Genomic DNA, 14,231 nt, shown 5'->3' with positions numbered 1-14,231 from the left:
TGTGCCGACCCACCCAAAGAACAGGAGAAAATCATGAGCGATGATTTCAACATGTCGATGCGCAAGTTCCTCAAGCAGGTCGGTGTGACCTCGCAGCAGACGATCGAAGAAGCGATGCGCGAAAACGGCGACACCGGCGGCAAGACATTCGAGGCCAAGGTGGTGCTGACCATCGACGGGCTGGACCTTGAACATGTCGTGACTGGCAAGATCCAAGGGCAGTCCGAAGCGTGAGCGTCACCCGTGATGCCGTACTGGCCTGCCTGAAAACCCTGAACGATCCCGTCTCCGGTAAGGATATTGTAGAGCTTGGCCTTGTGAAGGCGCTGACCGTCGACGACGGCGCGGTGCGCTTTGTGCTTGAGGTCAACCCGAGCCACGCCGACGCCTACGCCAAGCTGCGCGACGAGGCCGACGCCGCTGTAAAGGCGCTTGAGGGCGTTGCCTCTGTCTCGGCCGTGCTGACGGCCCATTCCAAGCGGGTACCGCCGCCCGACCTGAAGCTGGGGCGCAAGTCCGAACCCGCGGGGCCCGAGAAGATCCCCGGCGTGGACCGGATCATCGCCATTGCGTCGGGCAAGGGCGGAGTGGGTAAATCTACCGTTGCCGCGAACCTTGCCTGTGCGCTGGCCGCCGAAGGGCGTCGCGTGGGCATGCTGGATGCCGATGTCTACGGCCCCTCGCAGCCGCGGATGCTGGGCGTGTCCGGGCGGCCTGCGTCCCCCGATGGCAAGACGATCCTGCCGATGCGCAACTTTGGCGTGACGATGATGTCGATCGGGTTGATGACCAATGACGATCAGGCGGTCGTCTGGCGCGGCCCGATGCTGATGGGCGCGTTGCAGCAGATGATGATGCAAGTCCAATGGGGCGCGCTGGATGTGTTGATCGTCGATCTGCCCCCCGGCACCGGCGATGTGCAGATGACGCTGGCGCAAAAGGCCCATGTGGACGGCGCGATCATCGTCAGCACACCGCAGGACGTGGCGCTGCTGGATGCCCGTAAGGGGATCGACATGTTCAACCAGTTGAAGACCCCGATCCTCGGGATGATCGAGAACATGAGCACGCATATCTGCTCTAACTGCGGGCACGAGGAACATGTCTTTGGGCATGGGGGCGTCGCCGCCGAGGCTGAAAAGCTGGGCGTGCCTTTGTTGGCCGAGATTCCGTTGCATCTGGATATTCGTGTCGCGGCTGACGGGGGCGCGCCGATTGTGGTGTCGAAACCCGACAGCACGCAGGCCGAAGGCTTCCGCAAGGTGGCCAAGGCCCTGATCGCGGGCGGGCACGCATGAGCGACAGCCCCGTCTTCCCCCCTTTGTTGACCGGCGTACAGGCGGAGGACCCGTTCGCTCAGGCCTGCGCAGAGGCGCGGCAGGGGTGTGATGCGGGGCTGGTGCTGTATAATCTGGGGCCAAGCGTATTGCAGGCCGCCATCGTCTTTGCGCCCGAGGTGCCGTTGGCCCAAGCGATGGCGATGCTCCCGCTTTGTGCGGTGGGCTTCCAGAACGCGCTTGGCGCGCTCGCCCCGCCAGAGGTGGGGGTGCATCTCGCGTGGAACGGCGATCTGCGTTTGAACGGTGCGATCTGCGGCCAGATGCGGGCGGCGGCGTCTGATACAGACCCTCATCACGTGCCCGATTGGCTGGTCGTTGCGTTTCACGTGAAGCTATTGCCGCAATCCGACACGCCGGGCGAAACGCCCGATGTCACCACACTTTATGGCGAGGGGTGTGCCGAGGTGAGCCCGGTCGAACTGCTAGAGGCCTGGGCGCGGCATATGCTGGTGGCGCTGAACCGCTGGGATGACGAGGGCGCGGGCCCCTTGCACAAGGAATGGACCGGATTGGCCTGGGCCATGGGCGATCAGATCACCTATGGCGATCTGACGGGCGACTTTACCGGTATCGACGAAAACTTTGGCCTGCTGCTGAAAACCGATACGACCACGCATCTTATTCCCCTGACCGACCTGCTGGAGCCAACCCCATGAGCGATCTCTTCCTCGCCCGCGCCATCCACTTTGATGAAAGCGACCGCAATGTGTTCCACGCGCCCGCGCGCACAGGCGAATGGTGTGTCTCTGGCGGGTTCGAATTTTCGAACTGGTCCGAAGGTGATCTGACCGGCAAGGCGCGGCAGGCCTTCGCGAATGGCTGGATGGGCGTAGAGACGTTTGGCCGGGTCACCTTTGTTGCCGTGACCAAAGCCGAACCCTTCGAGGTTGAAGCGATCACCTTGCAACTGATGAAGCATTTCGTCGAGATCTATGGCGCGCCATCGCCCGAAGCGGCTCGCCCCGTCGCGGAAGAGGAAGTCGCCCAGATGATGGAGCTTTGCGCCGACCACGCGCCAAACACCTTGCTGACCGTCGCACGCGAGCTTTCCGACAGCGGTGTGCGCGAAAGCTATCGTTTCATTGAACCGCAGGATGCGGGAATTGACCAGTTTGCGGTACACGGATCGTTAGACGATGACGATCATGGCGGGCACGGCCATTCTCACTGACAGTTAACTATACGAAACGCCCTGTCCGGCTATCCGGTCGGGGTTTTCCATGATCTGGGCCCGGATCGGGCCAAACATTCCCCAAAATAAATAGAATCAATGCCCTTTTGCATGAGGGTGACTCGCCTGCTTTGCGCGGCGCGATGCGGGTTTGCGTCTGCAATCACCGCGCGAATTGCGTGTTTCGCCATCGAATTGATAGCGCCGCATATACGGACGGGTAGGGGGCTGCCCAGCAGATAAAAAACCTAGCCCTAAGCGAGAATGCACCCCGAGACATTTCTCCTGATGATGAGTTCAGGACAGCCCAAACACTGGGCCGGTTCATCAAAACCGCCGGCGGTGGTCGGCAACTAGGGGAAAAAATTATGACTTTCAAAACTCAACAAATCGCCCGTGCACTGCTTGCTGGTGTCGCGATTTCTGTCGCCGGCGTGCCGGCTTTTGCTGACGCACTTTCCAGCACATTTTCTTTTCGCATCGTCGAAACCAATGACGGTGGCGAAGAGCAGTTGATCGAGCGGGGCACCGTCCGCCCTGGCGAGGTCATCCAATACCAACTGCAGCACGAGAACACGACTGCAGACGCACTTGCGGGGATCGTTATTGCGGCCCCCGTACCCGAAGGGGTCACACTGACGCTTGGCGCACAGAGCACATCGATCAAGGCCGTGTTCGAAGTCCAGGCTGATCTCGACCCTGAAAACGATGGCCTTGAATGGTCCACACTTCCCGCCACCCGCATGGTCGCCGGTGCAGATGGCACACTTCAACCAGAACCACTTCCTGAGGATCAGATCGCTGCCGTCCGTTGGACGCTCAGCGAACCTTTGGAGTCAGGCGAAATCGCACTCAACAGCTATCGGGTGCGCGTCAACTGATCGGGGGGAACCTGATCCAATTTACCTAATCTAGTTAAATCAAAGGAATGACTAACGTGAAACATCAATCTTTCTTCATGCGCTCTGCAAGCGCGATGGCGGTTACCGCCGCATTTGGCGCAGCTGCTTTGGCCGCCGCACCAGAAGCCGGGTCCGTGATCGGCAACCAAGCGGTTGCGACCTATACAAACCAAGCCGGCGATACCATCACGGTCACGTCGAACACGGTTGAAACGATCGTTCAGCAGGTTGCTGGCGTGACATTGACTTCGGACAACAACGAAACCATCGCACCCGGTGGTAAAGCCTTCCTGCCGCACATTGTTACCAACGAAGGGAACGGCGCAGACTTCTTCGCACTGACCGCAGTAGAGACAGACACAGGCACACTCGATACCTCTGCCATCGTCTTCTATCCGGATGCGAACATGGATGGTGTCGCCGATAGCGCCACACCGCTGACCGAAACGCCAACATTGGCACCGGGCGAGCAGTTCGGCGTCGTCATCGAAGTCTCTGTCCCCTCGAACGCAACAGGGTCGGACAGCATCACAGTGACCGCAAGGTCTGATCTTGATGGCACAGAGACAGCCGTCAACACCGATACGCTAACCATCTCGAACGACGCGATTGTCGAACTGGTCAAGTCCATGGTCGCTGATGCAGCGTCCGGTGGTAACCCCAACATCGTCGATGCCGGCGATACCGTGAGCATCGAGCTGACATATTCCAGCACCGGTCTGGCTGCTGCGAACAACTATACCGTCGATGACATTCTGGACGGTCGCTTGGCCTATGTGCCCGGTTCGGCACGGTGGTCTGACGCCGCGGGTATTCTGGATGACGCCAACGGGTCTTCTTCGGTCGATGCGACCAATGGCTCCGGCGAGACAATCGCCTTTGATACCAACGGCCAGAGCGTCAACTTCAACATCTCGAGCGTCGGTTCCGGCCGCTCCGGTAGTGTGACGTTCCAAGCTGTGATCCTCGACACTGCTGATGCGGGTATCATTGAAAACGTCGCCACACAGGAAATCGACAACGTTGCCTTCCCACCCTCGAACACAGCTTCGATCATTGTGGATGACCAATTCGCGGTCTCCATCGCTGATACAGCCATCGACGGTGCTGGTGCAGCCGATCCAACGACGGCTTCGGCAACAGATGATGACGCGGCAAACAACGATGTCGTGACTGAAACTGGCGACGCGGCCCAGGGTGGCACAGTGAAGCATGAATTCGTGCTGACCAACCGGTCGAACCAGACCGACAGTCTGACGCTTGATGTCAGCAACATCGACTACCCCGCGGGCACAACCTTCCGCTTTGTGGGTGCAGACGGTGTGACGCCGATCATCGGTTCCGTCGGTCCGCTTGCTGCGGGAGACAGCGCCAAGGTTACCTTGATCGCAACACTGCCAACAGATGTGGCCCCAACGGCTGCTGCCAACTTCAACGCCACCGTTTCCACCACCTCTGATGCTTCGGGTGTTTCGGATACATCGACAGCGACCTTCACCGGTGCGATCCTTGCCTCTGCCGTTGATCTTGAGAACGCAGTCGCAGGCTCCGAAGGCGATGGCCTTGACCCCACCAACGGCGGCGCGCCTTGGGTGAACTATGCCACCGACCCCGGTGCACCGGTCACCTACGACATGGTCGTTGAAAACAACGGTCCGGTATCCGACAGCTACAACCTCTCACTGGCACAAGCGCTGCCCGCCGGTTGGACCGTCGAATTCCGCTCCGCTGACGGGTCCGCGATCAGCAACACCGGGACCATCCCTGCTGGTGCAAGCGATACCTTCACCGTTGTGGTAACCCCGCCGGCAGATCAGGCACCGGGTGACACATTGGTCGACATCGCGCTGGTGTCCTCTGTCTCGGGCCAAGGCGACCGGATCGTCAACGAAGTGACCGTGAATGAGATCTACAACGTAGAGATCATCGATGACCAGAACGCCCAGGCCTCGCCCGGTGGTATCGTCGACATGGTGCACACCATCACCAACACCGGTAACGTTGCGATCACCGAAGGTGCGATCAACGACACAGGGTTGAACAACTTCTCGGGCGCTTTGTTCTGGGATGCCAACGGCAACGGTGTGATCGACCCTTCCGAGCTGGTGATCGACAACTTTGATGATCTGACAGACGGTGTCTCGGCTGGTGTGAACGGGCTTGCCCCCGGTGAAAGCATCTCGGTCATCTACCGTGTGCAAACACCATCGACAGCGACAAGCGGTGTGACCGAAATCGGTACCATCAGCCTTGACCCCTCGCTGAACGGTGGCACAGCGACCGACGCGGATACTGCTGACAACGCAGTAGAAGACCGGATCGTGATCATCTCTGGCGACGTCACGCTGAGCAAGTACCAGTACATCGACGCCAACTGCGACGGCACCGTCGGGACCTTTACCAAGACCCGTCAGGACGTCTCTCCCGGTCAGTGCATCCGCTACAAAGTGGAAGCTGAAAACACCGGCTCCTCTCCCGCTGCAAACGTAGTCATCTCTGATGCCGCCCCTGCCTACACATCGGTAACCGACTGTGGTGGCACATGCAGCGAGACGCTCTTCCCGGCAGGTAGCACCGCCACCGTCACCTCGAGCAATATCTCGAGCGACCACGGCACGGTCCTTCCGGGTGGGTTCGCCACGCTAGAATTCACCGTTCAGGTGGACGAGTAAGCGAACCCCAGGTTTCCCCGGAGCACCCTTCCCCCCCTCGCTCCGGGGGAACCACACTTCCTCTCCTCTTAGAAAAGATAGAACAGGGATTGATCAAATGGACCGCAACTTTCACAAAACCGCCCTCCGCATGATGTCGTGTTTCTGGATCGTCGCGCTGGTGATCTCCCTCCTGCCGCACGGCGCCGCTGCCAAGCAGGTACCCGCAGGCACCTTCATCCGGAACGTCGCGCAGACCACCTACTTTAACGAAGCGCTGGGCATCATCGAGACTGTATACTCGAACGCCGTAGACGCCAAAGTAGCCGCAGTGCCTGCGCTGGATGTCAACGGATACTCCGAACTGATGCTGACCCGTGGCGCGATGGCGCAATACTACTTCGAGGTCGCCAACATCGGGAACGTCCCGCTGAACGCCGCCATGACCATGCAGCACCAAGAGGGTGCCGCCATGATGAACGACGCCCGCCTTGTCTATGACGCGAATGCCAACGGCCGCATCGACAATGGCGAAGCCACCATCAGCGCAGGCGCGCCGATGTTCATGGATGTGGGCGACAGCGCTCAGCTCATCTACGAATTCCGCACCTCCTTCTACGCCACTCCCGCCACGCTGATGCAGTCGGTGCTGTCGGTATCCGCCACAAGCACAACAGGCTTCGCGGCCCGTCGCATCCTGACGGGTGCCGCAGCTGGCAAGACCACCATCATGGGCAGCTCGCTTGAGCTGCAAAAGGAACAATCCGTCCGCGAGATGGAAGACGAAACACAGCTGACCTACACGCTGCGCCTGCGCAACGACTCGGACGGTGATGTGCTGGCCTATGGTGACGTACACGGTGCCCAGATCCGCATCGACGGGGCCGCCGCCACAGGTGTTCTGCTGCGCGACGAGGTGCCCCTGAACGCCCGTTTCCACAGCATCACCGACCCAAGCGGCATGGTTGCGCTGTATCACGCGGCGGGCGATGCGCGTCATGATTACCAGACTGCGCTCCCTGCTGGCGAGGTCGACGCTGTGGCCTTCTTTCACGAGGGCGACTACGAAATCGGTTTTGCCCGCGACCCCGCGTTCACTGTGACGGTGCCCATGAACCTGGGCGGCGTAGAGGTCGCAAACACCGCCCGCAGCTTCGTGAAAATGGAAGATCGCACAGTTGATGTAGACTCTAACACAACGGTTTACAGCCGCGATGCTGCCGGGACCGGTGCCTTGCACTTTGAACATCCTGAAACCGCAGCGGACCAGCCTCACGCCGTGCCAAACAGCGATACCCGCCTGCGTCTGACCGCCGGTGCGTGCAACGAAACGATGTCCGCAGATCGTGCGATCATCACGCTGCGCAGCTTCCTGACCGGCGATGTAGAGCGTGTGACCGCCACAGAAACAGACCCTAACAATGGTGTTTTCCTTACCGCCGCCGTTCCTATGGCGCGGATGGATGTGCCCGTATCCGGCGACAATGTGATCGCGACCACCGACGGTGACCGTCTGATCGCCACTGCCGATTGTGCCGGTGCCGCGCTGCAAGACGAACTGCTGATCACCCCCGGTAACTTTCTGTTCAATGCGCTGACCAACGAGCCGATCGGTAATGTTGCCATCGCGCTGATGGATATGAACAGCGGTGCCGAAATGGCGCGCCGTATGACCGATGCCCGCGGCTTCTTCAGCTTCGGTGACATGCCTGCCGGTGAATACCAGTATGCCGTGATGAACGCCCCCGCATGGGACGTTCCTTCCGTGCGCGCCGACTTCCCCGGCTTTAATCGTCGTGTTGCGGGGGCCGGTTATATGGCAAGCTTCCGCCACGCCGGTGGGATGCTCGACATCTCGGACATTCCTGCGGATCCACACTATGGTGTGCCGCTGGCGCTGGACAAGCAGGCCGACAAGGAGATGGTCGGCGCGGGCGAGTTCGTGGTCTACACCCTGAACTTCACCAACAACATGAACCAGGCGCTGATCGGTGCCGAGATCATGGATCGCCCCGCCTTTGGCAGCCAGCTGGTTGCAGGATCGGTGACCTTCAACGGCGAGACAATGGAAGACCCTGCCGTCGATGCGTCGGGTGACATGACCTATGACCTGGGCATGCTGGCCCCCCTGTCGAGCCACGAGCTGACCTATGTCATGCAGTTCACCGCAGCCGCCCACGAAGGCCGCAACGAGAACACCGCGGTTCTGACGGGTCGTCAGGCGGGCACCGGTACCGTGATGCAGTCCCAGACTGCCCGCGCAATGGTCAAGCTGAACAACAGTGGTGGCGTCTTCGCCCGTGAAGCCACTGTCATCGGGTCGGTCTTTATGGATTGTGACAAAGACGGTATCCGTGGCGACCACACTGAACCAGGCATCCCCGGCGTCCGTATCGTGACCCAAGAGGGCCTGTCGGTTGTGACCGATATGGATGGTAAATACTCCCTTTTCGGTCTGCGCTCCGTGACCCATGCGTTCCTTGTGCAGGACGAAACCCTGCCCGTTGGTACCGAAGTGACCGTAACCCGCACCAACGATCTGCTGCGCGGTGGGTCGCGCCTGATCCCGCTGCGCAAGGGGGAACTGCGCGCCGAGCACTTCGCCGTGCTGGACTGCACCCCCGAAGCGATGGCCGAGGTTGACCAGCGTCAGAAGTACTTTGCCGAGCAGCCGCAATCCAACGCGCTGACGGCTGCCGACCTGCCGATTGAAGGCCAGCGTGCGCCGGTACGTTCCGTGCGCAGCGAAGCCGGTGTGGCGACCACCACGCAGCTGACCTCGCGTCTGATGCAGCGTCTGGATGAAAACCGCGCGGCGAGCTCCGTCTCTGAAAAAGCGTCTGGCAAGGCACAGCGCCAGTCGCTCGAGATGCTGATCAAAACGCTGGATGATGCACCCGGTTTCGTGGACCTGACCGACGGTCAGACACTGGATCGCCGCACCCAAAGCGTGCGCGTCAAGGGCAAGGGCGATCTGTCGCTGGGCCTGCTGGTGAACGGCCGCGAGCTGAGCAGCGACCGCGTAGGCGAGCGTACAAGCTTCGAGAAGAACAACACGCAGGCACTGGATTTTGTCGCGGTGAAACTGGACCCGGGGCAGAACACCCTGACGCTGGTCGGCCGTGACGGTTTCGGCATCGAACGTGTCCGCGAGGAAATCACCGTGGTTGCCCCCGGCAAGCCCGCCAAATTCGAGGTGATCATGCCCGACACCGCGCCCGCATCGCCGACCGACGTGATCCCGGTTGTGGTGCGTGTGCTGGATGCCCGTGGCATGCCTGTACCTGCCTCCGGTACCGTGACACTCAGCGCCAAGCTGGCCCTGTGGGACGTAGCCGACATCCGCGAAGGCACCCCCGGCGTGCAGGTCTATCTGGACAACGGCGAGGCCACCTTTGGGCTGATCCCGCCACAGGTTGCAGGCACAGACCGTATCACCATCAGCGGTGCCTTTGGCCGCGCCGAAGAAACCATCACTTTCACACCTGATCTGGACCAGCGCATCATGGTTGGCGTGATCGAAGGGGCCGTGGCCTTGGGCGGTGCAAAGGGTGAGCTGCTGGACGCGGATCGTTTCAGCTCTTTCGAAGACACAACCACCGGTCTGCGGGGTGAAGTGTACCTCAAGGGCGTGATCTCGGGTGATGCGCTGCTGACACTGCGCTATAGCTCGGACCGTGACACCGAAGACCGCCTGTTCCGCGACATCCGTGGCGACGAGTTCTACCCTGTGTATGGTGACAACTCCGAACGTGGTTTCGACGCGCAATCCTCCGAAAACCTGTACGTTAAGGTCGAGAAGGGTCGTTCGTACATCCTTTACGGTGACATCGCGATCGAACCCGAAGCCAGCGCGCTGAAGCTTGACGGCATGCGTCGTGTGGTGACCGGTGCCAAGGCCCATTGGGAAAACGACAAGGTCGGCGTGACCCTGTTCGGTGCCCGTACCGCCCAAGAGCAGCGCGTGCAGGAATTCCTCGGGCGTGGTGTGTCCGGCCCCTATGACCTGGATCTGGACGGCTATGTACAAGGCTCCGAGCGGGTTGAACTGCTGGTGCGCGACGAAGAGGGCGGGGATGTCATCTCGACCACGCCGCTGCGCCGCGGCAGCGACTACCTGCTGGACTTCTTTGGCAACTCGATCACTTTTGACGATGCGGTGCGCCAGTTCGACGGTCAGGGCAACCCTGTGTCGGTGCGCGTCACCTACGAAGTCGATGTGGAAGGGGCCGACCGCTACTGGCTGTATGGCGGTGAGGTGAACCTCGCGCTGACCGACCGCACCACCGTTGGCGCACGTATCGTGCATGCCGATGCCGACCGTGGCAACACCGCCCGCGAGCGTCTGCACTCTGCCTATATCCGTCACGAGGGGACGCAGGGTGGCGTGTGGGAAGCCGAGGCTGCGCGCTCCGAAGATGCAAATGGCGTATCGGATACCGCCTACCGTCTTTCCTACGACATCCGTAAGGAAACCGGTCACTTCAACTTCGAGATGGTTCACACCGGCGAGAAGTTTGCCTCGCGCGGCGGTCTGGCACTGCCCGGCACCACCCGCGCACGTCTGAACTACGGTTTTGAGATCGACGGGACCAGCGACTTTGTTCTTGGTGTGGACTATGTACGTGACCGCACCTCTGACATCGAGCGTCTGACCGTGGATGCCGTCTATGCCAAAGAGTTCAGCACGAATTTCAAAGGCTACATCGGGCTGGAGTATCGCCTGGACCACACCGCAACCTCGAAGAAGGCCCATCCCGGTCTGATCCTTGGCGGCCACTGGACCCCTGCGAACCGCCCCGGCACCGTCATCACCGCAGAGCTGCGTCACCCCTTTGGCGGCTCGGACCGTCCGACAGAGCTGACCCTGGGCATGTACCGAGAGCCCGTGCCCGGCTGGCGTGCCTATAGCGAGGTCGAAATGACCTTTGGCGACGACAGCATGGCCACACATTCCAAGCTGGGTTTCTCTTACGACCTGAATGACTGGCTGCGCGGAAGCACCGATTTCGTCAAAGGTCTGGGATCTTCGGACACCATGTTTACCCAAGCGATGATGGGCAAATGGGCCATGAACGGGAACACCAGCTTCAGCTTCGGGATTGAACATTCCCGCAGCATGGAAAGCGACGATCACCGTCTGACCAGCGTTGCCCTTGGCGCGAAGTGGGGGTCCAGCGCGGAAAGCTGGGTGGGCGATGCCGATGCGGACACCACCTTTGAAGACAACGGCAACACCCATTACGCCAGCTTTGGCATCGCGGGTAAGGTCACACCTGACTTCACCGTGCTGGGCCGTACCCGTGTTGCACTGGACAAGCGCGACGGTCGTGACCACCGCCGGATCCGGTCGCGTGCGGGTATCGCCTACCGTCCGGTTCACGATCCACGCCTCGAAGTGCTGGCATGGTACGAGCACCGCATCGAACAGCGCGAGACCAAGTCGGTGACCCATATGTGGTCCGTAGACGCGGCCTATGAAGTAGACGCCGACCTGCGCCTGAACGCGAAATACGCGGGCCAGTCGCAAAAGCTAACCACCCTTGGCGGGTTCTCTGCCCGCGCCACCACCCAACTGGTGCAGGCTGGCTTTAACTACGAATTCGGCGACAACCGGTTCCAGATCGGCTTGAACGCCGCGCATCTGTGGGACAACCAAGGCAATGCTACCAACGGTATCGGCGCAGAGATCGGGTTTGCCCCCACCAAAGGTGCGCTGGTTGCATTGGGCTATAACCGCGCGATGAACAAGTCGGCCCTGCGCAGCGATCTGTATCAGGAAGGTTTCTACCTGCGCTTCAAGCTGCTGCTGGATAACTCGCTCTGGGACCGTCTGGACAGCTTTATGGAAAGCTAAAGCCAAACGGGACTAACCCGTCACGGCACAAAAAAAGCCCCGGCACATAGGCCGGGGCTTTCGTCATTTCAGAACTGGTGGAGAAGCTTACGCTTCGCCGCCTTCTTCTTTCTTGATCTCTTCGCCGGTTTCCTGATCGACAACTTTCATCGACAGGCGCACCTTGCCGCGATCGTCAAAGCCAAGCAGCTTCACTTTCACTTCCTGACCTTCCTTCAGAACATCCGAAGGGTGGTTCAGGCGGCGGTTTTCGATCTGGGATACGTGTACCAGACCGTCGCGCTTGCCAAAGAAGTTCACGAAGGCACCGAAATCAACGATCTTGACGACGGTACCGGTGTAAACCGCACCTTCTTCAGGCTCGGCGACGATGGACCAGATCATGTCATAGGCTTTCTTGATCGAGTCGCCGTTTGGCGATGCGATCTTGATGATGCCTTCGTCGTTGATGTCGACTTTCGCGCCGGACACTTCAACGATCTCGCGGATCACCTTACCGCCGGACCCGATCACTTCACGGATCTTGTCGGTTGGGATCTGCATCGTTTCGATGCGTGGGGCGTGAACCGAGAATTCACCCGCGCCGGAGATGGCTTTGTTCATCTCGCCCAGAATGTGCACACGGCCCGCTTTGGCTTGTGCCAAAGCTTTCTCCATGATCTCGGGCGTGATACCGGCGATCTTGATGTCCATCTGCAGCGACGTGATACCTGCTTCGGTACCGGCCACTTTAAAGTCCATGTCGCCCAGGTGGTCTTCGTCACCCAGAATGTCGGACAGGATCGCATAGGAGCCGTCGTCTTCCAGGATCAGACCCATGGCAACACCCGCGACGGGCGCTTTCAATGGAACGCCTGCGTCCATCATGGACAAGGAGCCACCGCAAACCGACGCCATCGAGCTGGAGCCGTTCGATTCAGTGATCTCGGACACAACGCGGATGGTGTAGGGGAAGTCGGTGGAGGCAGGCAGAACCGCTTGCAACGCACGCCAAGCCAACTTGCCGTGACCGATTTCGCGACGGCCGGGGCCACCGACACGGCCAACTTCACCAACCGAATAGGGCGGGAAGTTATAGTGCAGCATGAAGTTGGATTTGAAGTTGCCGTGCAGCGCATCGATGAACTGTTCGTCGTCACCAGTGCCCAAAGTGGTCACAACCAGACCCTGTGTTTCGCCACGTGTGAACAGCGACGACCCGTGTGTACGGGGCAGGATGCCGGTTTCGGCCACGATGTCGCGGATTTCGTCGGTCTTACGGCCGTCGATACGCTTACCGGTTTTAACCACGTCACCACGCAGGATGGACGCTTCGAGGCCTTTCAGAGCGGACCCGAGGTTCGCGTCTTCCAGTTGCTCTTCGGTCAGCGCGGCTTTGATTGTTTCGCGGGCAGCGGCAACAGCGGCGGTGCGCTCTTGCTTGTCGGCGATTGCAAAGGCGGCGCGCATAGCGTCTTCGCCAGCGGCTTTGACAGCAGCGGACAGGTCCGAATAGTCAACCGGCTGGAAGTCAAACGGCTCTTTCGCAGCGTCTTCGGCCAGATCGATGATCAGGTCGATAACAGGCTGGATCTGCTCGTGCGCGAATTTCACCGCACCCAGCATTTCTTCTTCCGACAGCTCATAGGCTTCGGATTCAACCATCATCACGGCTTCTTTGGTGCCAGCGACAACCAGATCAAGACGTTGATCAGGGTTCAGGCGCAGGTCCTGCATGTCGTCTACAGTCGGGTTCAGAACGTAATCGCCATCCTCGAAACCAACGCGGCAGGCACCGATCGGGCCACGGAACGGCGCGCCGGAAATGGTCAGCGCTGCGGAGGCAGCGATCATGGCGACCATGTCGGGGTCATTGACCAGATCGTGGCTGAGAACAGTACACATCACCAGAACTTCGTTTTTGAAGCCGGGAACGAACAGCGGACGGATCGGACGGTCGATCAGACGGGCCGTCAGGGTTTCCTTCTCGGTGGGGCGGGCCTCACGCTTGAAGAAGCCACCCGGTACTTTACCGGCGGCATAGTATTTCTCTTGGTAGTGGACGGTCAGCGGAAAGAAGTCCTGACCGGGTTTTTGCTGGCGTGCAAAGGTGACGTTCGCCATGACGCTGGTTTCGCCCAGTGTCGCAATCACCGAACCGTCTGCCTGACGGGCCACTTTGCCAGTTTCCAGTGTCAGCGTCTCTTCGCCCCACTGCATGGATTTTTTCGTTACATTAAACATCTACGTTTCCTGTTTCGGCCCGGATCGGGCCATTTGCGTAGAGGGCATATTCCCCCTGACTCCGGTATCTTCTTTGTCGGGCGCTGG

The 14,231-nt window shown here is 60.1% G+C and carries 8 protein-coding genes; 7 read left to right on the top strand and 1 reads right to left on the bottom strand.

Annotated features, from left to right (window positions below):
• Positions 1-33: 33 nt before the first annotated feature.
• The 7 genes from EE36_RS05540 to EE36_RS05510 all read left to right on the top strand — a co-directional run bounded on the left by EE36_RS05540 (position 34) and on the right by EE36_RS05510 (position 11,921).
• Positions 34-234: a DUF6494 family protein gene (locus tag EE36_RS05540; RefSeq protein ID WP_005850284.1), complete on the top strand. Its 201-nt coding sequence runs from the start codon at positions 34-36 to the stop codon at positions 232-234.
• Positions 231-1,298 carry an iron-sulfur cluster carrier protein ApbC gene (gene apbC / locus EE36_RS05535; RefSeq protein WP_005850283.1) on the top strand — a complete coding sequence of 356 codons (1,068 nt, stop codon included), beginning with the start codon at positions 231-233 and terminating at the stop codon, positions 1,296-1,298. Before EE36_RS05540 ends, apbC begins: the two co-directional genes overlap by 4 nt.
• The gene (locus EE36_RS05530; protein ID WP_005850281.1) at positions 1,295-1,996 is read left to right on the top strand and encodes a biotin/lipoate--protein ligase family protein; all 702 of its coding nucleotides are present in this window, start codon (positions 1,295-1,297) and stop codon (positions 1,994-1,996) included. Before apbC ends, EE36_RS05530 begins: the two co-directional genes overlap by 4 nt.
• Positions 1,993-2,511 (top strand): DUF6505 family protein, encoded by a 519-nt coding sequence (locus EE36_RS05525; RefSeq protein WP_005850279.1) that lies wholly within the window; start codon positions 1,993-1,995, stop codon positions 2,509-2,511. The genes EE36_RS05530 and EE36_RS05525 overlap by 4 nt, the downstream gene beginning before the upstream one ends.
• A gap of 368 nt (positions 2,512-2,879) precedes the next feature.
• On the top strand, positions 2,880-3,392 hold the full coding sequence (locus EE36_RS05520; protein WP_005850277.1) for a hypothetical protein: 513 nt from the start codon (positions 2,880-2,882) through the stop codon (positions 3,390-3,392).
• Positions 3,393-3,439: 47 nt separating this feature from the next.
• A complete protein-coding gene (locus EE36_RS05515; protein ID WP_039911635.1) occupies positions 3,440-6,085 on the top strand; it encodes an NEW3 domain-containing protein in 2,646 nt (881 codons plus the stop codon).
• A gap of 97 nt (positions 6,086-6,182) precedes the next feature.
• Entirely contained in the window at positions 6,183-11,921 is a 5,739-nt protein-coding gene (locus tag EE36_RS05510; RefSeq protein ID WP_005850273.1) for a carboxypeptidase-like regulatory domain-containing protein, read from the top strand.
• 87 nt (positions 11,922-12,008) lie between these two features.
• On the opposite strand, the gene pnp is transcribed toward EE36_RS05510, so the two are convergent.
• On the bottom strand, positions 12,009-14,144 hold the full coding sequence (gene pnp / locus EE36_RS05505; protein ID WP_005850272.1) for a polyribonucleotide nucleotidyltransferase: 2,136 nt from the start codon (positions 14,142-14,144) through the stop codon (positions 12,009-12,011).
• Positions 14,145-14,231: the final 87 nt, after the last annotated feature.

The organism is Sulfitobacter sp. EE-36, from assembly GCF_000152605.1.
GTDB classification, from domain to species: domain Bacteria; phylum Pseudomonadota; class Alphaproteobacteria; order Rhodobacterales; family Rhodobacteraceae; genus Sulfitobacter; species Sulfitobacter pontiacus.
Note: the sequence above shows the minus strand (reverse complement) of the source record. Positions and strands in the feature narration are given on the sequence as shown.